The sequence below is a fragment of the Spartinivicinus ruber genome (genome assembly GCF_011009015.1).
In the GTDB taxonomy this organism is placed as follows: domain Bacteria; phylum Pseudomonadota; class Gammaproteobacteria; order Pseudomonadales; family Zooshikellaceae; genus Spartinivicinus; species Spartinivicinus ruber.
Window position 1 is genome coordinate 2,028,237 of the sequence record NZ_CP048878.1, and the last position, 24,325, is coordinate 2,052,561.

Here is a 24,325-nt window from a genome sequence, read left to right on the forward strand (position 1 = left end):
ATGGGGCTATACTAAAGACATTACAATTGAATGTCAACACAGATAGCTATAATTAAAAAAATGATCGGTAAATAGTCAGCTTTGAAGTGCTGATCTTTACTGCTCAAGAAGTAGTTATTGTAGCGGCCTTTTTATAGGTAATAGCAATTTTTGGCAAGGACAAAGAAGCTGATAATGCTCAGGGCTAGAGCAAAAGACTATGAACAATAAGATTTGGTATATTTCTCTAATCAGCTTGTTTGCTGCTTTAGGGGGGGGGTATTGGTTTAAACACCAGTTAGCGGGTGATAATAGCCAACATGCTGACTTGTTGATGCAAATTGAGCGAAACATAAGCTTGCTAATGGCTCAAGATATTCAATTATCGCCCAAGCAGCAGCCTAATATTAATAGTCAAATCCAACAGTTGAAAGAGTTACAGCTGGTCATCGAGCAATATCAGCAGCAAGTAAATGATGTTTATCAATGGCATGATGAAGTTAAACATCAACAGTTTTTAGCTGCAAGCTATGAGTTTTTGGAGCAGTATAAGCGTTTCAATGATTTAAAAAATGATATCGATCAGGCTTTTTTACAATATTCTCAGCTCAGCACTCAGCTTAAAAATAACAGACATTTAGCGCCTCATATTGTACAGCTTTCAAGTAGCTTACTGTTGTATCAATTACGTTTACTTCCTACTGCTAAGCAGCAAGCGCAAAAGGTTACCCAGTTTTTAGCTCGCTCGGCAGATGAGCCGGGGTTTCGTTCGCTCTCTAATAATCTGTGGCAAATGGTATCTTACACGGGGTTTTTGCTAGAAAACTTGGAGCTACAAGAGGCGCAACTTATTAAACTGAAAAATAACCCGATGGTAGATTTGTTAACTCAAATTTTAAGTTATCACGACAAAAATGTACAAAGCTATCAGCGCTTAGAGACCATTATAGTAAGCGCCTTTATTGTAACTATTTTGGGATTAGTACTTGTTTTTAGTTTGCGAAAAAACCGTGAGTTGGCACAAAAAAGTTTACAAGCAGAAGCTGCAACCCGGGCTAAAAGCCAGTTTTTGGCAAATATGAGTCATGAAATACGCACACCAATGAATGCAATTATTGGTTTTACCGAGCTAGTATTACAAAGTAGTTTAAATAAAAAACAAGTTGATTTTGTGCGTAAAATAAAAATCTCTGCAGAGTCATTATTGCTGATTATTAATGATATTTTGGATTTTTCAAAAATAGAGGCAGGAAAGTTAGAGATTGATCAAGTCACTTTTGATTTAACTAAACAGCTGGATATATTATGCAATATGTTTGCACGTCGCTGTGAGCAAAAACAAATTGAAATGATTATTGATGATAAAACAGAACTAGCTCATCAGCTTATTGGAGATCCCTTAAGACTTAACCAAATACTCATTAACTTAGTAAGTAATGCAATAAAATTTACCGAAGAAGGGCAGGTCGTTATTACAATCGAAAATTTGGATAAACAGGCCTTTGATCAACTAATTCATAATAAAAGTCAAGCTAGTGAAAGAGAATCACCAACTGAAAACAGAGCTTATTTGCGGTTTAGTGTGAGTGATACAGGGGTTGGCATTCCACCAGAGAAACAGAATAAGTTATTTCAAGCTTTTGCTCAAGCTGACAGTTCTACGACACGACAATTTGGGGGGACGGGTTTAGGTTTAAGTATTTGCAAAAGGTTAGTTGAGCTAATGGGGGGGGGAATCAGTGTTACCAGTGAGCTTGGTAAGGGCAGTCAGTTTAGTTTTTGTCTGCCTTTAAAAATGGAACTAACGGAAGTGATATGCCTGAGAGCGCCTGAATTAGCTGACAAGCATATTGTCTTGGTTGATGATAATTCATTGGTCAGTGATGTTGTGGAACATATGTTAAAAGCGACTAAAGCAGATGTAATAACCTTTAACTCTGCCGCCGCCGCCTTGACTTATTTGGCTAAGCAACCTCTTTGTGACTTATTGATTATTGACTGGTGTATGCCAGAAATGAATGGCATTGAGTTAGTTAGGCATTTACGACTTATCCCTATCTATCAAAAATTACCTGTTGTGATAATAACGGCTTTTGGTAATGAAAAGGTTCAGCAACAGGCTATTCAAGTCGGTGCCAAAGATTTTTTGGTTAAGCCTTTCACGACTTATGGACTTTGGCAGTCTATTTCTCAAGCGATTGGTTTGTGGAGAAAGACTCAAGTAAACCAGCCAACAGCAAAACAGGTAACAAGTTTAGAAGGCATTCAGCTGTTGTTAGTAGAAGATAATAAAATTAATCAGTTGTTAGTAAAAGAGTTTCTAAATAATTCTGGTGCTGTATTGGATGTGGCTTTCAATGGTCTGCAAGCTGTGAACATGGTTGAGCAACATTCATTCGATATTATTTTAATGGATGTACAAATGCCTGTTATGGACGGTTATGAAGCAACCCGAAAAATACGTGAGATGTACTCTGCTGAATTGCTCCCTATTGTTGCTATGACTGCAAATGCAATGAAGGGTGACAGAGAACGTTGTATAGCTGCTGGAATGAACGATTATATATCAAAACCAATAAAAAAAGACTTATTATTTGAAGTGCTGCAACGACAATTATCGGTGGCATTACAAACAAAATCATCACAGGTGAACACAGAGGACAAACCCATGAGCAATAGCAGCATTGATAATGTCTATGCTGCTAGGCTTTATACAGAGTATTCTAACAACCAGAGTGATGGGTTATATCCTTTATTGGATATCAAGGATGCTATTAACCGGTTAGCAGGTGATCAGGGGATGTATTGTAATCTACTAAAAATGTTCATTGCTGAATATACTCAAATGGCTGAAATGATTGTTGAAGATATTCATACTAATGAGTTAACACAAGCAGTAGATAAAGCCCATGCGCTAAAAGGGGTTGCAGCAAATTTGTCTGCCATTCAATTACAACAGCTAGCGTCCAATGTTGAACGCCAGTTAAGAGAGCAGCAATTACCAAGTGAGAAGATATTAGCTGCTTTAATTGATACCAGTAAGAAGACAATTGAGGCTATCGAACAGTATTGTTGCAAACAAACTGCGATTAATTAACTAAAAGTTGCCTAGGGTCTGTTAACACTATTTGAATTACTACTGCCGTCGCCCAGTAAGGCACAAGGAATGACGTGTAGTCATTCTACATAAATGACTTGTCACACTGCTGGGTGAAAAAATAATCACGGCCCGAAGGGTTATGACTGTAAAAGCAAGACTCGTTGTAGCTCATTGTTCATTTAGAACCACTAAATTTCTCTCTTCGCGCCTCGATTAGTGCTGTTACAGTTACAACGGTGATTTCAAATAGTGTTAACAGGCCCTAGCGTAGATTTAAGCTTGACGGCTACTTTCCCCTGTTTTAATGGCTGCACCTATTAGATGTGCAATTCTCAATGCTTCAGGAACATGCCCTTGGTCTGTTAGTCTAGAGAGAATTTGTGCTGCTATATTAGGAGATGTCCCTTGAGTTTGAAAATAAAAAGGATGTATCGCATGAATAGGCCCGGCATTTTGAATAAGTTGCCAACGGGCTTGCCAGTTAGATAGGTTTTGTAGTGCTTGTTTAATTGCTGTTAAATCTGGCTGTTTTCTCATGACGGTAATACAAGGGCGTTCCAATTCATTAGCTAAGCGAGGCAAATCCACAATATTAAAACCACCGAAGGCAATACCATCAAGTAAAATGACATTAATTTGTGGATGAAATTTACTCGCCTTAACACAGTCGATTAGCACTTCAGTTGAATCAAAACCATCTCGGGTAATCGTTTGCCATAACATACCCTCAAAACGGGTGTTGTTACAGATTATACCACTGATGTTAACTTGCTGATGTTGGTGCTTTTTAAAAGGCGCATCATCAAATCCAATTGCTCGGATGTGTTTGTTTAATGCAATCAGTTGTTCAAGTGTCTTCATTTGATGTGAATAATCACTATTTAAAAGGATGATAGCAAAATACTGGTTTAACAGCTCATCGATTTGGATGAGAATATAGCGTAAAACCCTATAGTGCAGTTGTATCACCAGTTAGACTTTTATTTACTGGGATTTATCAGGTAGCTGTGTTATGTATACTCGCCATGTTTAAGTATTAAGTTTAATAGTTAAGTGAAATGATTTCTGGATGGTCGCTAGCTGCCATAACGATCTTATATGTGTCGTTTATATTTTTAATTGCCTACTTGGGTGACAGTAAGTTTAAGCGTTGGCCTAAAAATCGTTGGTTAGTGTATAGCTTATCGTTGGCTGTATATTGTAGCTCATGGAGCTTTTATGGTGCTGTAGGGCAAGCAGCAAATAACTTGTGGTCTTTTTTGCCGTTATACTTGGGACCTATTTTGGTATTTTGTTTTGGCTATTCATTACTTGCCAAAATTATTGCTGTTGCCAAAGCTGAAAACATTACCACTATTGCTGATTTTATTGCTTTGCGATATGGCAAATCTAGGTCTTTAGCAGTGATGGTCACGTTGCTCGCAGTTATTAGCATCCTTCCATATATTGCAATGCAACTCAAATCAATAGTTATGGGGTACACCATTTTAACGGATGGTACTGCCCATGCTTCAGCAGAAAATGTAGCAGGCACTCAAACAGCACTAATTGTCACTATCATGTTGGCAGTATTTACGATTTTATTTGGAACCCGGCAGCTAGATGTGACTGAGCATCACCCTGGAATGATGGTAGCTATTGCTTTTGAATCTATTTTGAAACTGGTGGCCTTTTTGTTAGTGGGTGGGGTGGTTACTTACTCGATTTATGGTGGTATGAGTGAGGCATGGCAATTAGCCAAAACCCATCAAATGACGTCTGACTTATTTCAGCAAGCGATCAATCCGATGACCTTTACTAGCCATATGCTATTAGCCATGGTGGCTATTATTTGTTTGCCCAGACAGTTTCATGTGATGGTGGTTGAGCATACTTCTGGTCAGGACTTGAGTCGTGCACGTTGGCTGTTTCCTTTATATCTATGTCTATTTCCACTGTTTATTATCCCCTTGGCCTTAACGGGGGAAATGTATTTTGATGGCCAGGTATCCCCAGATACATTTTTAATTAGTTTACCAATGGCGCTTGGTTATGAACAGTTATCATTAATTGGGTTTATTGGCGGCTCTTCAGCAGCCATTAGCATGGTGATTATGGCAACGATTGCGTTAAGCACAATGGTAAGTAATGACTTGGTCAATCCATTGTTACTGCGTAATCGGGTAAATAACCAATACCACCCATTAGCCATGAACCGTTTATTATTAAATACCCGTCGTGTAGCAATTGTACTCATTCTATTTCTGGCTTTTGTTTTTCAAGTGTCGTTAGGTAAAGTCGAATCATTGGCATCCATTGGCTTGATTTCGTTAGCAGGGATAGGTCAGTTAGCACCAGCATTAATTGGCATTATTTATTGGCATAAAGCGAATAAAAAAGGTGTCATTATTGGCCTATCATTAGGCATGTTAACTTGGCTTTATACCTTAATTATCCCACTGTTTTTAGAACAAGGGGGTAGTGTAGAAACCAGTAAGTGGTTTGCTTTGGTTCAATACACTTGGCTGAACCCAAGCCAGTTTTTATTTTATTCCTCGCTAGATCCCTTGAATCATGGCATTTTAGTAAGCCTGGGTATGAATTTGGTTGGCTTTTTGGTTGGCTCTTTATTAACTGAATCGGTTGTAAGTGAACGAATACATCCACCGTTAAGTTTACTTGAACAAAATACCACTAAGTGGCTTCCGCCAAAAATGCAGACCAGTAAAATCAGTTCCAATGACTTATTGGCATTAGCGACACGATTTGTTGGGGAAGAAAAAGCTAATGCTAGCTTTCAATTTTTTGAAGCCATTAATCATGAGCAACTGAATCTCAACCAACCTGCCTCCCCAGAGCTGGTTGTCCATACTGAACGTTTACTGGCTAGCTATATTGGTTCAGCTACTGCACGCTTAATTCTGGATTTAGCCACTAAACGGCAGCATATTTATTTATCGGATGTGGCTATGATCGTTGATGAAGCATCCGCTGCTATCCATTTCAGTCGGGAAATGCTGCATGTTGCGATAGAAAATATCAGTCAAGGTATTACTGTTTTAGATAAAGACTTATGTTTAGTGGTTTGGAATAGTCGTTACTTGGAAATTTTTGATTACCCAGAAAGTTTTATTCATGTGGGCAAATCAATAGCGGAGGTGATTCGCTATAATGCGGCTAGAGGGTTATGTGGTCCAGTGATGGTTGAAGAATATGTGGCCAATCGACTTAATTACTTCAAGCAGGGGCTGCCCCATCGTATTGAGTTATGTTGGGATAATGGCACGGTAATCGAAGTGCAGATCAATCCGCTGTTTGGGGGAGGGTTTGTTTCTACTTATACAGATATTACCCCTTTCCGGCGTGCTGAGCAGGTGTTAAAAGAAACCAATGAGTCTCTGGAAATAAGAGTTCAGCAGCGTACCGAAGAGTTGTCCAAACTGAATCACGAATTAATGCAAGCCAAAGCTGAGGCAGAGCGAGCTAACCATAGTAAAACCCGATTTTTGGCTGCAGCCAGTCATGACCTGATGCAGCCTTTAAATGCTGCCCGGTTATTTGCAGCTATGCTAACCCAGCAATTAGTGGGCACAGAATATGAACAAACTGCAGACCATTTGGATAGTGCTTTAAAGAGTGCAGAAGGTATTTTATATGACTTATTGGATATTTCGAAGTTAGATGCCGGTGTCACAACAGCCAATAAAAATGTGTTCAGTTTAGCTGAGTTGTTTCAGGAGTTAACCATTGAGTTTTCAGCAATGGCGCAAGAAAAGCAAATTGATTTTGCAGTAGTCGTTTGTCATAGCTGTATTTATAGTGATAAACGGTTATTACGACGAGTGTTACAGAACTATCTAACCAATGCTTTTCGCTATTCCCGGGGGAGGGTGTTGCTAGGAGCTAGAAGGCAGGGAACGATGTTAAGTTTACAGGTATGGGATAATGGTGTGGGTATTCCAGATCACCAGCGCGAGATTATTTTTGAAGAGTTTAAGCAGCTCAACCCCCTTCAACATGAGCAAGCTGAAGGGCTAGGTTTAGGCTTAGCCATTGCCAAAAGAATTGCTACGGTATTGGAGCATAATCTGTCAGTAGACTCGTGGGTTAATAAAGGTACAGTGTTTTCGGTAGAAGTACCTGTACAGGCGCAGCAGTGTATCACTGCTCTGTCTCCCCAAGCATCACCTGCCAATAATTGGACTAACACATTAGCGGGTAAACAAGTTATTTGTGTTGATAATGATTTATTGATTTTAGAAGGAATGATGGGACTGTTGGAAAAATGGGGATTAAAGACTGTAGCCGCTCCTAATTGGCCTTTATTGCAAGAAGAGTTGGAAAATGAGCCTGATTTTACACCTGACTTGATTCTAGTGGATTACCATTTAGCTGATTCTACTAATGGACTGAAAGTGGTAGATAAGTTGTGGAAACAGTATCAACAAACTATACCAGCTATTTTGATTACAGCTGATAATGACGAAGGGGTAATCCAACGAACAAAAAGTGCAGGTATTGGTTATTTAGCTAAACCTATTAAGCCTGCTGCGTTACGTGCCTTAATGGCAAAGCAGATAATCGAGGCTGTAGAAATAAACTAAAATGCCCCCGTCAGGAGGCATTTGCGGTATTGACTTCAGGCAATTTAACAGCAAGTTGCTTCATTAAAATAACAGCTTGAGTGCGGTTACGCACATTCAGTTTTTTAAAGATAGCCGTAGCATGGGCTTTAATTGTTGCCTCAGAAACCCCTAGATCAAAAGCAATTTGCTTATTTAGCAAACCTTCGGTCATCATGATCAATACTCGATATTGTTGGGGGGTTAATGAGGCCAGCTTGTCTGTTAAATTGTGTCGCTCAGGGTTAGTGTTAGTCACCTGGTTTGCATATTGTTCTGGCAGCCATATTTCGCCATTAAAAATACATGTCAGTGCCTTATTAATCAAAGGCAACGGAGCAGACTTGGGAATAAAGCCTGCTGCCCCTTGGTTCATCACCTGCTGGATAACACTTTGATCTTCAGATGCTGATACAACAGCAACAGGAATGGCTGGATGATGGCTGCGTAAATAAATAAGCCCTGATAAACCATCAGCACCAGGCATCATTAAGTCTAATAAAATTAAATCGATATTTTGAAATTGACGCACTACTGTTTGCAGGCTTAGCATTGAGTCTGCTTCCAATAGTGTTGCTTCTGGAAAACCTTGGCTTAAGGCTTGCTTTAAAGCAGACCTGAATAAAGGATGGTCATCTGCAATGGCAATTGTGTAAGGAGTTATCATCCTTCTTACCTCTAGTGTCGTGTCCTGTAGCCAGTTAGTCCATGGGTAGTGAATCTTGGCATGGTTGATGTAGCAACCATGGGGTACTACTTATAGACTTATGTAAAGATATTATGCTTCTTATTTAAAAAAATAGATAGTACTGTCGTGTATGAAGTATTCCTAAACTTCACAGGGTGGGATGGACAGTTTCTGTGGTCTGCTGAGATATTCGAGCTAGACCAGCAACGGGTGACAAATTGTAGTGCAGCAGAAAATTATTCACTTAGATTGTGACTGCTTTTTTGCCGCGATTGAGGTGCGAGATAACCCTCAATTGTCAGGCAAACCAGTAGCGGTTGGAGGCGCGCCAGAGAAGCGAGGGGTTATCGCGACCTGTAATTATGAAGCACGTCAGTATGGAGTGCGTTCAGCAATGGCTTCTGTCTATGCGAAAAAACGCTGTCCTCAGTTGATTATTTTAAAACCTCGGATGTCTTATTACCGCGATATATCCCAGGGTATCCAGGCAATTTTTCATGAGTATACGGATTTGGTTGAACCACTTTCTTTGGATGAAGCTTTTTTAGATGTGTCTGACAGTGTTCATTGTAAAGGTAGTGCTACGCTAATTGCTGAGGAAATTCGCCAGAGAGTGTTTGAAACGCAGCATATTACTATTTCGGCTGGGGTGGCACCCAATAAATTCTTAGCCAAAATTGCCAGTGACTGGCGAAAGCCAAATGGTTTATTTGTAATTACGCCAGAACAGGTAGTAGAGTTTATTCAACAGCTGCCAGTTAACAAAATCTATGGGGTAGGTAAAGTTACAACAACCAAGCTGAAGGCAATGGGAGTAGTTACTTGTGGTGATTTACAACAAATTTCATTGGATACGTTACTCAGTAAATTTGGTGTATTTGGTGAACGCTTATTTGAGCTAGCAAAAGGTATTGATAACCGTCAGGTGCAGCCTATTAGGAGACGAAAGTGGTTAAGTGTTGAGCATACCTACCCTAATGACTTAGTTGACTGGTTTGCTGTACAAGGACAAATTCCAACGCTATTGGCAGATTTGGAGAAAAGACTAGCACCTAAGTTAGCAGAAGGGTATGCAATTGGTAAACGGCAGGTAAAAGTAAAGTTTTACGATTTTACTCAAACTACTTTAGAAGAAGCTTGCCTGCCCCTATCATTACCAGAGGTGTTAACCCTTGATAATTATCAAGGGTTATTTTCCAAAGCATTTCAACGGGGGAAAAAACCAGTAAGATTGCTGGGCATTGGTGTGGGGTTAATTGACTTGTATGCCAGACACCCTGTCGAGCAGTTGGAGCTATTTCCGCTGCATAAACAATAACACGTACTTAACTTGTTAAGTACGTGTTATTGTGCAAAAAGACCTGAATAAACTGCCTTAAAGATGCTTGAGCTGCTCTTCAATTTCAGCAATTTTATTACTAACAACCTTCTCTAGATGCTGCAGATCCTGAAGAATTTTTTTCTTGTGATCAATGATTTCTTTATCGTGTTTAGTGACGCGATCTAGCTCATCTACCACGTGCCGTAAAATAGGAGAAATCTCTGTTACATCTTTATATTTGTGAGTACCGCTATCAACCAATACGGTTTTCTTTTGGCGGGGGTACTTAAATTTTTCGCTACGAGCAAACAGCGTGCCTTTTTCTTTTTTGTAGTAAATTTTAAGTATGTCGTACTCAGCTTCTGAGCGAAGGCTGTAGCGATCAATATTTTCGATAGCTGTAATACCCATACTTTTTAAGTGCTCGTACATAATCCCACCTGAACCTGATCTTTATTGCTTACTTAATACCTTTGGCGTTAGGTATATTAATAAGTGTACTGGCTTATGGCGTTTTGTCACTCCGGACTAATACGAAAAATTGTTTTATCACTTTGTTAAGGGTACTTATGAAGTAGGTATCATTTGCTAGTGAGTTGTTATTAGGAGACGATATTGAAGAGATAAATACTTATATATCAAGGATGGTTAATAAGTATGTTATGTAAAACCACTTTGTAGCCTCCTCTTTGTGGAAGAAGCTACAGTAGTTTCTATTAGATAAAAATTAAATGCAAGTGCTTACTTTATAACAAGTACATTGGTGTTGCTATGTTCTACTACTTTAGCTGTTACTGAACCGAGAAAAAAATGGTTAAGCTTGCTGTTATGAGTGGCAATAACAACCAAGTCAATATTGCTTTGGGTAATTTTCTTAAGAATTTTTTTATAGGTTTTTCCTTCTGCTACATCGGTTTGGTAGTTAACTCCTTCTGGTAGATGCTGTTTTGCATATTTTTTCAAGCGAACTTGTAAGTCAGTTAGAGCCTCTCGCATTACTTCCGGAGGGAAGTGACTAGATACCATTGGCATATTGAAGCCGGGAATGACTGTAAATACATGCAGTGTTGCATTGCATGACTGGGCGAGGAAAACGGCAGTATCAATAGCTTTTTGGGCTAGCTCGGTTTCGTTTAAGTCGACAGGAAGTAATATATTTTTATACATTGGGACACCTTAAATAACTACCTTAAAGCAGGCGGTAACTCACTGGGATAATGGTAGTGAGATTGTCAAAGCAGAAGCGCTTCTGCTTTGACATGTGTCATTTAACAGCTAGATTCTGATAATCTAGCTATTTTTCGCTACTTTACAAGTGAGTTAAGCAGCTGCCAGTTGGTTGTGCTTGCGTCGGCGTTGCATTAAGAAAACACCACCTAATAATAAGAGGGCAGGAATAAACATCCACTGCTTATCTGGGCTGTCAGTATTTTCTTGCTCAATGTGTAATATTTGCCAGTCGAAGTCTAAACCTTGTCTACCAATCGGGGAACTGAGATCAATCATATCAACAGTGACTTTTTCGCCTTCAATGAGTAATTCCAGACCACTGGCTTTGACCATTGCTTCGCCATTGTCACCTTTTTGTAGGGCTAACATTACGGTTTTTTCCTTGAGCTTACCGTCAATGTTTTCGCCTTGTACTCTCAGTCGAAGTTTTTGGCCTTCACCTACTTGTTCCGCCATTTGATAGATTTCTTTAGCGGGTACAAAGTTGATTGGTTCATAAATGTAATCCCACCAAAAGCCTGGGCGGAATAGGGTGAAAGCAATTAGTAATAACCCCAAGGTTTCATACCAACGGTTTTTAACAAGCCAAAACCCTTGGGTTGCAGCTGAGAAAACCAACATGGCTCCCAATGCACTGAGGATAACCAATATCAGATCAAGTGGACCGCCAATGTCTATTAATAACAATTGTGTGTTAAAAATAAACATAAAGGGAAGAATGGCAGTACGAATATCATAGATAAAGCCTTGTATCCCTGTTTTTATGGGGTCACTCTGAGCTATGGCTGCTGCTGCATAAGCGGCTAACCCGACAGGTGGCGTATCATCGGCCAGTATACCGAAATAAAACACAAATAAGTGCACTGCAATTAGCGGCACAATTAAGCCATTTTCTGCACCTAATGATACAATTACGGGTGCCATCAAGCTTGATACCACAATATAGTTTGCGGTAGTAGGTAAACCCATTCCAAGAATTAAGCTGATTACTGCGGTAAATATCAGTACCAACAGAATGCTACCTTGAGAGAGTAATCCAATTACCTCAGTTAGCTTTTGACCAATACCTGTTAAGGTAACCACACCCACAATAATGCCAGCTGCTGCAGTAGCTACACCAATACCAATCATATTACGTGCGCCATTGGCAAAACCAAACATTAAATCACTAAAGCCAAGCTTGGTATTTTCACGTAGCGCTTGTTTGTATTCGTTGGCGGCTGTTTGTTCATTGCTTTTGTGAGCAAAAAATACTTTCAACGGCCGATGGGTAACCACAATAAAAATCATAAAGACGGTTGCCCAAAAAGCTGATAATGAGGCTGATAAACGCTCAACGGTTAAGCACCAAACCAAAATTACAATCGGTAATAGGAAGTACAGTCCACTTTTAACCGTAGGGCCTACCGGAGGCATTTCAATAACTTCCTGATCAGGGTTATCTAAATGAGGGGCAGGATACTTAGTGGAGTAAGCAACCAGTGCAACATAAGTGATAAACGTTATCGCTCCGATGACCCAAATAGCAGTATCCCCCATCAGCGACTTGGTCCAGCCAATACCGTAGTAAACTGCTAGGCTGAGTAAACACAAACCAAGGATAGTGCCGATAAAGGTAAGTAATGACTGGACCAAGGTGGGCTTGTAAGGTCTTGGCAGGCCTTGCATACCGGATTTTAATGCCTCAAGGTGGACAATATAAAACAGGGCAATATAAGAAATTAAGGCAGGTAAAATAGCATGTTTGATAACTTCAATATAATCAATACCTACATATTCTACCATTAAGAAGGCCGCTGCACCCATTACAGGCGGTGTTAATTGGCCATTGGTAGACGCTGCTACTTCAATAGCGCCCGCTTTACTTGCTGGGAAGCCAACTCGTTTCATTAGTGGAATGGTAAAAGTACCTGTTGTTACCACATTGGCAATTGATGAACCAGAAACAATGCCACTTAGGCCTGAGGAAACAACAGCTGCCTTCGCAGGACCACCTTTAAGGTGACCTAACAATGAAAAAGCAACTTGAATAAAGTAGCTACCTGCACCTGCTCGATCAAGCAATGCACCAAAGAGGACAAATAAAAATACGAAGTCAGTGGCTACACCAAGAGCAACACCAAATACGCCTTCTGATGTAATCCAGAAATGAGAAAGGGCTTTTTGTAAGCTGGCACCTTTGTAAGCAATCACATCCGGCATATAGGGGCCAGCAAAGGTGTAAACTAAAAAGACACCTGCCACAATCATGAGTGGAGGCCCTAACGCACGACGAGTCGCTTCTAGCAGTAGCAACATTCCAATACCTGCTGTCACTAGGTCAGCGGTGGTTGGCGCGCCCGCGCGGTTGGCTAAGTCATCTTTGAAGATTACCAAGTAAAGGGTACATGCGACCCCAATAAGAGCAAAAAACCAGTCCTGAATAGGAATATAATAGCGTGGTGAACGTTTAAATGCAGGGTAGGCTGTAAAGGCTAAAAATAGCGCAAAGCCTAAGTGGATAGCCCGGGATTCAGTACTGTTAAATAAACCAAAGCTGAAGTCTTGGGATATGTTGTTGTAGATAAACGTATTAATACCACTGGGTAGTGGGGAAGCAATCCATAATTGGAATAGCGACCAACAGATAGGGACCAGTAACAGCACATAAGCAGGAATTCCTCTTGGTGCTCTGGCTCCACTATCAGCTTCGGCGATCATTTGCTCCAGGTTTTGGTCTAGAGACTGATCTTGGTCTTTCGATGTCATATCAGTATTTGCCTTTAGATACGAAAGAGAACAAGCTGGTAGGGCTGCTGAGCCAATGACAGCAGCACAGCGAAGATGCCATGTAAAATGACAGCTGTCTCATATAAAGATAATAAAACTTTCACATTTGACAGCTATCATTTATGACATCCAAATGATGCTTTTAGGCTAATTCACACAGTAGCCGATGTTATTTAATTAAGCCGGCTTCTTTAAAGTATTTTTTAGCACCTTCATGTAATGGTGCAGACATACCATCAGATACCATACTTTCTTTTTTCAAGTGAGAAAACGCTTGGTGTAGAGCGGTGAAGTCATTGAAGTTGTCGAAAACAGCTTTCACTAAGTTATACACCACTTCAGGCTTGGTTTTAGTAGAGCTAACCAAGGTAGCAGCTACACCAAAAGTAGGGATGTCTTTGTCATTACCTGCATATAAACCACCAGGAATAACAGTTTTAGCATAATAGCTATTATCATTAACTAGCTTATCAATTTCTTTGCCTTGAACAGGCACAATAGTTGTGTCACAGGTAGTGGTCGCTTCTTTGATTGAGCCACTTGGGTGACCAGCTACGAAAACAAATGCATCAATTTTGTTGTCGCATAGTGCCTTGGCTTGTTCAGCAGACTTCAGCTCAGATACTAAAGAGAAAGCCTTCTTATTCCAGCCATATTGCTTCATCAACACTTCCATATTGGCGCGTTGGCCTGAACCAGGGTTACCAATGTTGACCCGTTTACCTTTCAGGTCTGCAAAGCTTTTGATGTTGGCATCTTTACGAGCAACAACCGTGAATGCCTCTACATGTAAAGAGAAAACTGCACGTAAATCTTTGTAAGGCCCTTGGGCTTTAAATTGGCTGCTTCCATTATAGGCATGGTATTGCCAGTCAGATTGCACAACACCTAGGTCCAATTCACCAGAACGCATTGTGTTGAGGTTGTAGATAGACCCTCCAGTACTTTCTACAGAGCAACGAATGCCGTGTTCTTTACGACCTTTGTTGACTAAACGACAGATTGCACCACCAGTGGGGTAATACACGCCGGTAACACCACCAGTACCGATGGTAATAAATTGTTGTTCTGCAGCATGGCTTGCTGATAAACCTACAACACTTAAGCTAACACCCACTAAACCATAGGAAAGTTTTTTTAGCACGGACATGATTACCTCGTCTCTTTTACTTTATGTAGGTATACCCATGACGGGTATATTGGTTATTTTTTGCTAAAACAGTGATGCATTGACTATACAAATATGGCTTTAACTATAGTCAAATCGCTGTCAATCGCAGCCTGTTTGACAAAAAAGGAACAATTTAATTACCAAATACCCCTTATAACTATAAGTATTTTTACCTACATAAGTGTTTTGAATTGCTATTACGTGATGAAAAATACTTAAAAACAAGGTTGTTAGTCCTAATTAGCAGGTTTGGTAAATTTTTGTTGACTAATTGACCAGGCTGTTAGCTTTTGCCTTTCTGAATATAATTCAATCGTTTTCTTTTTAACAGAAACTTGCTTAACATACCGCCCCAAATTAGATGATATACCCTTCGTGAATGATTTTTAGGCTTTGTTACTTCTTCACTTTATCCTTTTGACGGGATACCTGAAAAAATTCACATTGGTTATAGGCTCTGGTTAATTAAATTATTGAGAATCACTGGAAAAAATGCCTGGAGTGAAAATTGTGGGGGGGGAGAGAGTATAAACCATGGCAGTGAAGGTTGGGATTTATGGGTTTAATGGCCTGAGTCGATTAGCAATAAGGGCCGCTTGGGATTGGCCTGAAGTGGAATTTGTGCTAGTCAACGATGCTTCAGCTACCCCTGAACAAATTGGCTGGTTATTAAAGCAGGATAGTAACCGTGGCTGTTGGCAAAAGTCGGTAGTGGCTGAAGAAAAAGCGATCAGTATTGATGGAAAGTTAGTTGCTTGTACCCAGTTTGCTAAAATTTCTGAAATTCCTTGGCGGAAATTAGGCGTGGACATTGTTTTGGTTGCAGAGCCCTGGCCGGAAGAAGTGAGCTTGCATGCGTTAAAAATGTTGTTACCCAAGGCAGTCTTAACCCGTCCTGTTGAGCAAGTGCTGGCTTTGGTAATGGGAGTGAATGATCATTTATATTCACCACATGATCACTCGATTATTGCTGCACTTTCAGCCAGTTGTCATATGGTTGCCCCTGTGTTTAATGTATTACTGAATGGACTGGGGATAAAGTATGCATCCTTCTACTATCAGCCAGGTAATAGTACAGTTAGCCACCATCTATCACCTGCCCATTTTAAGCAACGCCTGAATTATGAAGAAGCGTCCGTTTATAGCCAGCCCACTTGGCTAGCTAATGAACTGTTATCGGTTTTTCCTAGCTTTAAGCATCAGCTGGCTGCTAGCGCACACTTTTTGCCTAATGCTAAATTATCGCAAATACATAGTACTTTTTTAGTGGAATGTAAAACGACAGTAGCAGAGGTGAACAGCTTATTGGAAAAAGCAGCTAAGGGGCGCTATCGGCAGCTGCTGTCCGTTAATAGTGATTTATTATGGGTTAATGATCTTTGGCAACAACCTCATTCTGTTAATCTGGAAGCGATAGCGACACAAGTTGTTGGTAGTGAAATGGTTAGCTTAACTTTATGGGCTGATGAGCAGTGGATGTATGCCCATCGTTTAATGGAGCTAGTTAGAAAAGTAGGTGCAGCATCAAGTCATCCTACTAATTCCTAAATCAGCTATTCCGTTCAGGGCTGTTGATTTAAACAACATTTTTTGTATTTTTTGCCACTACCGCAAGGGCAAGGATCATTGCGGTTTATTTTTGTCTGACCTTTAATTTTAAATGGGACTGTTGGGTCGATGTAGTACCAATGCTGATTAATTTTTACGAAGCGAGAATTTTCAGATAAAACTTGGGTTTTAGGGTTACTTGTCAGCTGATAATAAGCATTAAAAGACACTTCACCTGCATCGTCAGATGCTTGGCCTGCCGAGACCTTTTTGACTTCCAATCTTACCCAATGACACTGGTCAGCCCAGGACTTTATTGCTTGTTTTTCGAGATTGGCCTGTTGGTCGGGGTGAGTAGTAGCAATTAAATAATCCAATGCATGTACTGAGTATGCAGAGTAACGAGATCGCATCAGTTGTTCAGCGGTTGTAGCAGATTGGCTCCCTTCAATAAATGGTTGGCAGCAACTGGTAAAGTCTTGATTACTACCACAAGGACATGATACAGGATTATTCATTTTATCGTTTACCTATTAATTATGTTGGACAATAATAACATAAATTTCAGTAAATTTTTTATTGTGATTTATTAGATGAGGTGCTAGATTCGAACCGCTCTAGCCCGGATATTTGACCTGGTAATAAAGTGTTTGGGTGATCTGACTATAGCGATGAAACGGTTTTAAAGTCAGCGTAATTAAAATTAATTAAGGGCATCTCTAATAATTGTTTATCGCCTCTGTTCAACCTGGCAGGGTCTTGAACAAGACGGCTTGCGATGATGTGTAAGGCTAATTGCCTTTCCAAAGCCAGTACAGTGTAAAACCCATCAGGCAGCGTCTTTCAGAGTTTCCTGGTACGCACTCAGCGTTGTTGCTTTTTGACAGGCCACCAGCATGCCTTCAAAGTAACGCCTTGATTGCAGGTTTGCCAGATGCTAGAGGTAGCAAACAATTATCAGAGGTGCCCTTCAGAACAATATGGACTCTTAAAAGGATTTTATTTTAATGGAAAAAAAATATTTAGCTCGTTTGTTTGGAGCATCTATTTGTGCAATTGCATTATTGCCAATGGTTTCTGTTTCTGCCAACCCCACAATAGCCCTTGAAGATCCACCTGAAAATTCAGTTTATATTGAGGATATTGTTTACGGTGGTACTGGCTGTCCTAATGGTACGGTGGGAACTTCAATAGCACCATCGGGGTTAAATTTTGGTGTTTCTTTTGACCAGTATATTGCTGGTATTGGGGAGGATTATACCCGTGCAGATAAAAGGAAATACTGTGAATTAAGGATTAACTTACATGTGCCGTCAGGTTATTCCTATGCAATTGCTGATATTATTTATCGTGGTTATGCAGAGCTTGATAAAGGTATTGTAGGTACCCTTAAATCTCGCTATCGTTTTCAGGGTGAATTATTAGAGGCTGGTTTTGCAAAAACAATTCGAGGTCAAGTAGATAAAGATTTTGCTTATGAAGATACACTAGACCTTGAGTCGTATGTATGGTCTGATTGTGGTGCTACGGCGCCTGTCGTGCTGAATACCCAAATTCGTTTAAATAGCACGCCCGTTGCTGCACCGAATGCTGGAGGTACGATTGGTGTTGATAGTGTAGAAGGAAAGCTCACCCAGGAATATGGACTAGTCTGGCGCCGATGTGGCGAGTTATCCAATACATTTGAATAAAGTAATTCGGCCTATCATGTCTTGAAAAATATTCGTGAAAAGCAGGTAGGCTTAAAGGGAATTTGTAAGGATTAATAATGCTAATAATAAAATCATTAAGAGTAGGCCTTGTCAGCAGTCTGTTTATTATGGTCGGACAACTGGCTAATGCTTCTGCAGAATTTGAGTATGTCACCCCGCCTGAAGGACAAGTTAAAATTAATAGTATTATTTATGGTGGTTCAGGCTGTAAACAGAATTCTATTGCAACGTCTGTAGCAAAAAGTGGCTTAAATTTTGGTATTTCATTCGATAACTATATTGCGGGTATTGGTGGTGGGTTTGCTCGTCATGACAAACGGAAAAACTGTGAGTTAAGAGTAGAACTGTCTGTACCAAGTGGTTATTCCTATACCATTGTTGATGCTAACTATCGTGGTTTTGCTGACTTGGATAATGGAATTAATGGTACTTTTGTCAGTCGTTATCATTTCCAAGGTGAGTTATCTGAAGCAACCCTCAACCGCTCGGTACGTGGTCCGATTAACCGGGATTTTACAGTCTCTGATAGTTTAGATGTAGAGTCATTTGTTTGGTCTAGTTGTGGTGCTACGGCACCCGTGGTATTAACCACGCAACTCAACTTAAAGAAAACCCATACCTCGAATGCTAATGCAGAGGGTGTGGTGGGGTTGGATAGTGTTGAAGGTAAGCTAACCCATCGTTATGGATTAAAATGGAGGCGTTGTAGTAATTAATGTCAGCAAAGATTATTTACGCGTTCTATTTTTAGCCTTTATAAAATCACGTATCATCACTCTCTAGAAAATGAGGGTGATGATGTTAAACAAAGAACTTAAGCAAACTATTCAACGTGCTTATAGCCAGTTTTTAGAGCAGAAATCGCTAAAGCCCCGTTATGGGCAAAAGTTGATGATTGCTGAGATTGCTAAGTCATTGGCTGCCGTTCAAGTTGATGAAGAAGGCAATCGTGATTCAGAGCCCTCAATATGCGCTGTAGAAGCGGGTACTGGCACGGGCAAAACCGTGGCTTATACCATTGCTGCTATTCCTGTTGCCCAACAGGGTGAAAAAACGCTTATCATTTCCACAGCAACCGTTGCATTACAAGAGCAAATTGTTCTTAAAGACTTACCAGAAATCCGTCAACAAAGTGGTTTGTCATTTAACTTTTGCCTGGCAAAAGGACGGGGCCGTTATGTGTGTTTGACCAAGCTGGATCATCAAGTCCAGAGTGCGGATGATATGCAGGGTACTATGGAATTGCTCGCTGAAGAAGGCTATAAGCTTGAGCTGGATACTAGCAAACAGCCTATTTTCCAGGAGATGCTCAACCGACTTGCAACAGGCAAGTGGGATGGTGATCGAGATAATTGGCATCAACCCGTTGACGATGAAATTTGGCGAGCGGTTACTACTGATCATCATCAATGCACTAATCGGCGCTGTGAGTTTTTTAATCAATGTGCTTTTTTTAAAGCCCGTGAGGCATTGGGTAAAGTTGATGTTGTAGTCACTAATCATGACTTGGTCTTAGCTGATTTAGCCTTAGGAGGGGGCGCCGTACTACCCGCTCCTAATGATGCCATTTATATTTTTGATGAAGGACATCACCTGCCGGACAAAGCCGTTAACCACTTTTCACATGTAGCGCGCATGAAAGCAACTAGCCAATGGCTGGATAGTTTGGCCAAACAGCTCGCTAAATGGTTACAGCAACATGCATTACCCGGGGAAACTGGCCGGCTGATGGAAAAGGTGGGGCTGTTGGCTCCTGAATTACAACAAATATTGGATGAAAGCTATCATGTGCTGGTTCAGTTATTAACTCAACAAGCAGCAAGTAATAATTCTCTTAGTTCATCTCAAAACCGTGGGCCTAAAGCAAGTACATCTCAGCAAAACGGTCAGGAGTTGACGATTAATTATCGGTTTCCCATGGGCATTGTGCCTGAATTGATCAAAAATAAGGCTGAGCAGCTTAAACAGCAGTTCAGTCAATTAACGGATGTGTTGGATCAAATTGCTGAACTACTTAAAGAAGCGATTGATGGCAAATTGACAGGGGTAGATAAGCCAGAGGCTGAGCAGTGGTATCCTGTAGTGGGTGTGCATTTAACCCGAGCTACGGCCAATTTAGCGCTATGGCAAAGTTATGCTACCACCGATTCTGAAAACAGCCCGCCCTGGGCTCGTTGGTTAAAAGGTGTTGATATTGGAGGGCGGCTAGAGGTTGAGATTGCTTCTAGCCCAATTTTAGCAGCAGAAACTTTGCGACAGTCGTTGTGGAATCGTGCTTATGCTGTGGTAGTCACTTCAGCCACGCTAACCGCGTTGGGTAAATTTGATCGATTTCGAATGCGCTCGGGTATACCGAAAAACAGTACCACACTAGTGGTGCCAAGCCCCTTTAATTATGCAGTAGCAGGCCAATTGGTGGTGCCTGCTATGACAAGTGGTCCAAAAGATCAGCAAGGGCATACAGACGAGATTATCCAGCTACTGCCGGGTTTGCTTAATCAATATGTAGCGAGTTTGGTTTTATTCGCTTCTCGCAAACAAATGCTTGCTGTTTATTATGGGTTGACTGAAAAAGAGCGAAAGCTGGTTTTGGTGCAAGGGGACTTAGCTAAACATGAAATCATTAAACGACATAAGCAGGCTATTGATAATAAACAGAGTAGTGTGATTTTTGGTTTGGCCAGCTTTGCAGAAGGTATTGATTTGCCTGGGATGTATTGCCAGCATGTCATCATTGCCAAAATCCCATTTGCTACCCCTGATGATCCTATTGAGTCAGCATTAGCGGAGTGGTTTGAAAATCAAGGGCGTAATGCTTTTATGGAAATTACCATTCCAGATGCAGCGGTTAAGCTAGTACAAGCCTGTGGTCGTTTATTAAGAACGGAAGCTGATCATGGACGAGTTACTTTATTAGACCGACGGGTAGTAACCCAACGTTATGGAGCAATGTTGTTAAACAGCTTGCCACCTTTTACCCAAGTCATTGAGTGAGGGCTGTTATAGTCACAACAGTCCTCACTGGCCTGACTTATTGCTCGTAGCGATCTTTAAACTGCTTAACTAATATATTGGCATTGTTTAACTGGGCTGGAGTCATCAACTTGGCGACTTCCTGCTGAGCTTGTTTGGCTTCAGTTTGTTTGGTGTGAGACTGATGACTGGATAGGGTTAGCCAAATATAAGCTGAAATAACATTGGAATCAGTCCCTTTACCTTTTAAGTATGCTTGGCCCAGATAAAATTGGGCTTCACCTTCTTTTTCACGAGATGCTTCAGCAAACAGTTGAAACGCTTGCTTTAGATTTTTTTTCACCCCATGCCCATGGGTAAGTGCCAGCCCCATTAACGTTTTTGCTTGAGGATTATCCGAGTTTAATGCCTGTTTAAGCCACTTGATTGCAGATGTGTAATCCTGCTGGGCATCACGACCATAGTAGTATGCTTTGGCAAGGTTGAGCTGTGCCTGATGGTCTCCTGCTTTGGCAGATGTTTCAAGCGCTGTGATTTGAGGATTGGCAGCTGTTAAGCTGGAGACTAATAAACTCGTAAAGAAAAAGGCTAAAAATTGAACTTTCACTGGGCGTCCTTCGTAAACAATCAATGCAGACGAATCAGCCCTAGAAGGGCTGTTTTTTTAAATGCTATTGCCAGGTGACACTATTTGCAAGCTTCGACTAGTTTTAGCAAGGGACATAGTTACGGATTACTCTGTTACTCAAATTCACTTACTTTGGTGAGTGATAGAAATAACCAGATTTGCAGAACCGATTTGGAGAAAATTGTGCTAGGATTTGCCGCCAGAATTAACCATAGCGAAATACTTTAGAGTGTGTATGGATAAATACGAAGAGATTAGGCCTTACCACGATCATGAAGTCAGAGAAGTCGTTGATCGTTTGCTTTACGATGATGGCTTTCTTGAATCACTGGCGAAGTTTAAGCTAGGCAAACTGGCAACTAAGCTGGGTCCTATTATTAAACCTTGTGTGCGCTGGCTATTACGCAGGGAATTAAAGTCGGTGAATGATGTCACCAGCTTGCAAATTGTTGTAGAAAAATATGTGGACCGTGTTATACGTTTAACAACAACTGATGTTACTTTTTCTGGTGTTGATAAGTTGGATAAACAACAAAGTTATTTATTTATCAGCAACCACCGGGATATTGTGCTTGATCCAGCTTTTGTCAATTTTGCGCTTTACCATAACAACATGAAAACGCCGCGTCTGGCTATTGGTGATAATCTGCTGACCCGACCTTTTGTCAGTGATTTAATGCGGTTAAATAAAAGCTTTATTGTCCGTCGCTCGGTTCAGGGAAAGCGGGAAAAGTTAGCTGCTTATCAGTTGCTTTCCAGTTATATCAATGACTCATTAAAAGAAAATGAGTCTATTTGGATTGCTCAGCGGGAAGGGCGGGCCAAAGATGGCAATGACTTTTCTGAGGCTGCCATTATTAAAATGCTGCAGTTAAGTCAGCGAGGTAAAGACATTAGTTTCAGTGATTTTATTAATCAATTGAAAATAGTGCCTGTTGCTATTTCTTATGAATATGATCCTTGTGACTGGCTAAAAGCAAGGGAACTCTATCAGAAAGAGCGTGATGGTCATTACCAAAAAGCAAATAATGAAGATGTACAAAGTATAGTTAAAGGAATTCGTGGCTTTAAAGGCCATGTCCATATCGCTTTTGGTGAACCATTAACAGGCGAGTTTGATACCCCACAACAAGTGGCAGAAGCTATTGATCAGCGAATATTGATGGACTATCGCTTGTATCCCGCCAACTATTTTGCTTATGACAAGCTGGGAGAAGGGCAGCAGTCACTGAATTGGGAACAGGTTAAGGAAGAGTTTCCCAACTTGGACTTGTCTGCTCGACGTCAGCGGTTTGAAGAACGCTTGACTAGTTGTACTGCTGCTTGGCAGCCATGGCTGTTGAGAATGTATGCTAACCCAGTAATCAATAAAAAGAAGTTTTCAGAAAAAGAGTAGTTGATGGAAGCTAATTCCGTGAATGGATGATGGATTAGATTGCCCTGAGTGCAGCTTTGTTACAGCTAGCTCAGGGCTAAATCGAATACCTTTATGGTTTGCTGAAATGATTGGCTGTTATTCACTAAAAAAACAAATAGCCCAGCAGTGCTGAAATAACAGCCATAGCCACACAGAATTGGGCTACAGCTGTGAATAAACGGTTCCACGTATGGTTAATAGTAGAGTAGTCGAGGTGGCGAGGGATCGGGAGATGCTCTTCATGGCTGGTTACCATGGCAACAACAGGCTGCTGTCTGTGTGATTGAGTACGTAACCGTACACTTACCCCTAATAACCCACCTAAAACACTGTAGATAGTAGCCAGTATAAATAAGCTTTGTTGTGGATTAAGACTAATATATTCCCAAGCAGTTTGGCTGAAAAGCATGGTTACTCCTTTAAATACTGACAAACCCGCATACATTCACAAATGGTTTTCAGGAGCCATTTGCTTTCGCTATATAAAAATTGATGTTGAGTGAAAAAAAGCCAGTATTGTAAAGGTTTAAAAAAGCAACACAATAGGGATTTGTTTTTATTGATGCTTATTTGATCACGCTTATTGTGTGAAGTGACTTGCAATCTGTTGCTTTTTTCGGCTGAACTTTGCGATGAGATGTGCTTCTAATATACACGCTAATTATGTGATTTCATTCATTCAAGTGAGGCTAACGGGTTATGTTTAGTAATGCCGTTATGTGGCGGGAATTGATTCATCGAGGCGGGGAAGCATTTCAGCAAGAGCAGTATTTGCTTGCAAAAGAGCGGTTTCAAGAAGCGTTTAATTTAGCTGAAATAGCCCTTATTAAGGCGCAAGCCACACCTGCTATTATTGAACAGTTTTCTGAACATCCAGCAGAACAAGTGGTGCAACAATTTCTCATTGCCTGCTGCAACTTGGCTGATACCCATAACATGATGGGGCACAGTGAAGTGGCTGAATATTATTATCAGTGTGCCTGGCAGTCCCTGCAAAGGTTGATAAACTCAACCAATATTTCTCCCTATTTAAGGCAGCAGGCAGTCATTCAGCTTGAAAAAGCTGCTCTGCAATTTACTGGTATTACCAGCCTTCCAAAAAAACAAATGGTTGAAACGCAGTTGCCTTCAGAATCATCAAGTAAGCCTACCTATCATTAATGCCTTGTAACTGAAATAATTACCTAA

Annotated in this window: 18 protein-coding genes; 9 read left to right on the plus strand and 9 right to left on the minus strand. The window is 40.6% G+C overall.

Going from position 1 to position 24,325, the window contains the following annotated elements:
- Positions 1–199: 199 nt before the first annotated feature.
- Positions 200–3,076 carry a response regulator gene (locus tag G4Y78_RS09610; RefSeq protein WP_163832810.1) on the plus strand — a complete coding sequence of 959 codons (2,877 nt, stop codon included), beginning with the start codon at positions 200–202 and terminating at the stop codon, positions 3,074–3,076.
- 276 nt (positions 3,077–3,352) lie between these two features.
- Here the strand turns inward: G4Y78_RS09610 and G4Y78_RS09615 are convergent, their stop codons facing one another.
- Positions 3,353–3,940, minus strand: a complete 588-nt coding sequence (locus tag G4Y78_RS09615; protein WP_163832811.1) for an endonuclease dU — start codon at positions 3,938–3,940, stop codon at positions 3,353–3,355.
- 197 nt (positions 3,941–4,137) lie between these two features.
- Here G4Y78_RS09615 and G4Y78_RS09620 point away from each other — a divergent pair, with 197 nt between their 5' ends.
- On the plus strand, positions 4,138–7,662 hold the full coding sequence (locus G4Y78_RS09620) for a PAS domain-containing hybrid sensor histidine kinase/response regulator (RefSeq protein WP_163832812.1): 3,525 nt from the start codon (positions 4,138–4,140) through the stop codon (positions 7,660–7,662).
- 10 nt (positions 7,663–7,672) lie between these two features.
- Here the strand turns inward: G4Y78_RS09620 and G4Y78_RS09625 are convergent, their stop codons facing one another.
- Positions 7,673–8,347 (minus strand): response regulator transcription factor, encoded by a 675-nt coding sequence (locus G4Y78_RS09625; protein WP_163832813.1) that lies wholly within the window; start codon positions 8,345–8,347, stop codon positions 7,673–7,675.
- Positions 8,348–8,591: 244 nt separating this feature from the next.
- Here G4Y78_RS09625 and dinB point away from each other — a divergent pair, with 244 nt between their 5' ends.
- Positions 8,592–9,686 (plus strand): DNA polymerase IV, encoded by a 1,095-nt coding sequence (dinB, locus tag G4Y78_RS09630; protein WP_222937674.1) that lies wholly within the window; start codon positions 8,592–8,594, stop codon positions 9,684–9,686.
- 57 nt (positions 9,687–9,743) lie between these two features.
- Here the strand turns inward: dinB and G4Y78_RS09635 are convergent, their stop codons facing one another.
- The 4 genes from G4Y78_RS09635 to G4Y78_RS09650 form a co-directional block, all read right to left on the minus strand.
- Positions 9,744–10,121: a DUF3461 family protein gene (locus G4Y78_RS09635; protein WP_163832814.1), complete on the minus strand. Its 378-nt coding sequence runs from the start codon at positions 10,119–10,121 to the stop codon at positions 9,744–9,746.
- 309 nt (positions 10,122–10,430) lie between these two features.
- The gene (locus G4Y78_RS09640; protein ID WP_163832815.1) at positions 10,431–10,856 is read right to left on the minus strand and encodes a universal stress protein; all 426 of its coding nucleotides are present in this window, start codon (positions 10,854–10,856) and stop codon (positions 10,431–10,433) included.
- 153 nt (positions 10,857–11,009) lie between these two features.
- Entirely contained in the window at positions 11,010–13,667 is a 2,658-nt protein-coding gene (locus tag G4Y78_RS09645) for a TRAP transporter permease (protein WP_163832816.1), read from the minus strand.
- A gap of 190 nt (positions 13,668–13,857) precedes the next feature.
- Complete coding sequence (locus G4Y78_RS09650; protein ID WP_163832817.1) at positions 13,858–14,838, minus strand: TAXI family TRAP transporter solute-binding subunit; 981 nt, start codon at positions 14,836–14,838, stop codon at positions 13,858–13,860.
- A gap of 555 nt (positions 14,839–15,393) precedes the next feature.
- On the opposite strand from G4Y78_RS09650, the gene G4Y78_RS09655 reads away from it, so the two are divergent.
- Positions 15,394–16,407: a glyceraldehyde 3-phosphate dehydrogenase NAD-binding domain-containing protein gene (locus G4Y78_RS09655; RefSeq protein ID WP_163832818.1), complete on the plus strand. Its 1,014-nt coding sequence runs from the start codon at positions 15,394–15,396 to the stop codon at positions 16,405–16,407.
- A 14-nt stretch (positions 16,408–16,421) separates the two neighbouring features.
- On the opposite strand, the gene G4Y78_RS09660 is transcribed toward G4Y78_RS09655, so the two are convergent.
- Complete coding sequence (locus G4Y78_RS09660; RefSeq protein WP_163832819.1) at positions 16,422–16,925, minus strand: YchJ family protein; 504 nt, start codon at positions 16,923–16,925, stop codon at positions 16,422–16,424.
- A 489-nt stretch (positions 16,926–17,414) separates the two neighbouring features.
- Here G4Y78_RS09660 and G4Y78_RS09665 point away from each other — a divergent pair, with 489 nt between their 5' ends.
- From G4Y78_RS09665 to dinG, 3 genes are all read left to right on the plus strand, one after another.
- Positions 17,415–18,098, plus strand: a complete 684-nt coding sequence (locus G4Y78_RS09665) for a DUF4360 domain-containing protein (RefSeq protein WP_163832820.1) — start codon at positions 17,415–17,417, stop codon at positions 18,096–18,098.
- A gap of 77 nt (positions 18,099–18,175) precedes the next feature.
- Positions 18,176–18,835 carry a DUF4360 domain-containing protein gene (locus tag G4Y78_RS09670; RefSeq protein WP_163832821.1) on the plus strand — a complete coding sequence of 220 codons (660 nt, stop codon included), beginning with the start codon at positions 18,176–18,178 and terminating at the stop codon, positions 18,833–18,835.
- Between the two features lie 79 nt (positions 18,836–18,914).
- Positions 18,915–21,113, plus strand: coding sequence for an ATP-dependent DNA helicase DinG (dinG, locus tag G4Y78_RS09675; protein ID WP_230425723.1), 2,199 nt, complete (start codon positions 18,915–18,917; stop codon positions 21,111–21,113).
- A 37-nt stretch (positions 21,114–21,150) separates the two neighbouring features.
- Here the strand turns inward: dinG and G4Y78_RS09680 are convergent, their stop codons facing one another.
- The gene (locus tag G4Y78_RS09680; protein ID WP_163832822.1) at positions 21,151–21,699 is read right to left on the minus strand and encodes a tetratricopeptide repeat protein; all 549 of its coding nucleotides are present in this window, start codon (positions 21,697–21,699) and stop codon (positions 21,151–21,153) included.
- A 256-nt stretch (positions 21,700–21,955) separates the two neighbouring features.
- On the opposite strand from G4Y78_RS09680, the gene G4Y78_RS09685 reads away from it, so the two are divergent.
- Positions 21,956–23,116: a 1-acyl-sn-glycerol-3-phosphate acyltransferase gene (locus G4Y78_RS09685; protein ID WP_163832823.1), complete on the plus strand. Its 1,161-nt coding sequence runs from the start codon at positions 21,956–21,958 to the stop codon at positions 23,114–23,116.
- Between the two features lie 124 nt (positions 23,117–23,240).
- On the opposite strand, the gene G4Y78_RS09690 is transcribed toward G4Y78_RS09685, so the two are convergent.
- Positions 23,241–23,546: a hypothetical protein gene (locus tag G4Y78_RS09690; protein WP_163832824.1), complete on the minus strand. Its 306-nt coding sequence runs from the start codon at positions 23,544–23,546 to the stop codon at positions 23,241–23,243.
- Between the two features lie 290 nt (positions 23,547–23,836).
- Between G4Y78_RS09690 and G4Y78_RS09695 the strand changes: the two genes are divergently transcribed.
- Positions 23,837–24,298 (plus strand): hypothetical protein, encoded by a 462-nt coding sequence (locus G4Y78_RS09695; RefSeq protein ID WP_163832825.1) that lies wholly within the window; start codon positions 23,837–23,839, stop codon positions 24,296–24,298.
- Positions 24,299–24,325: the final 27 nt, after the last annotated feature.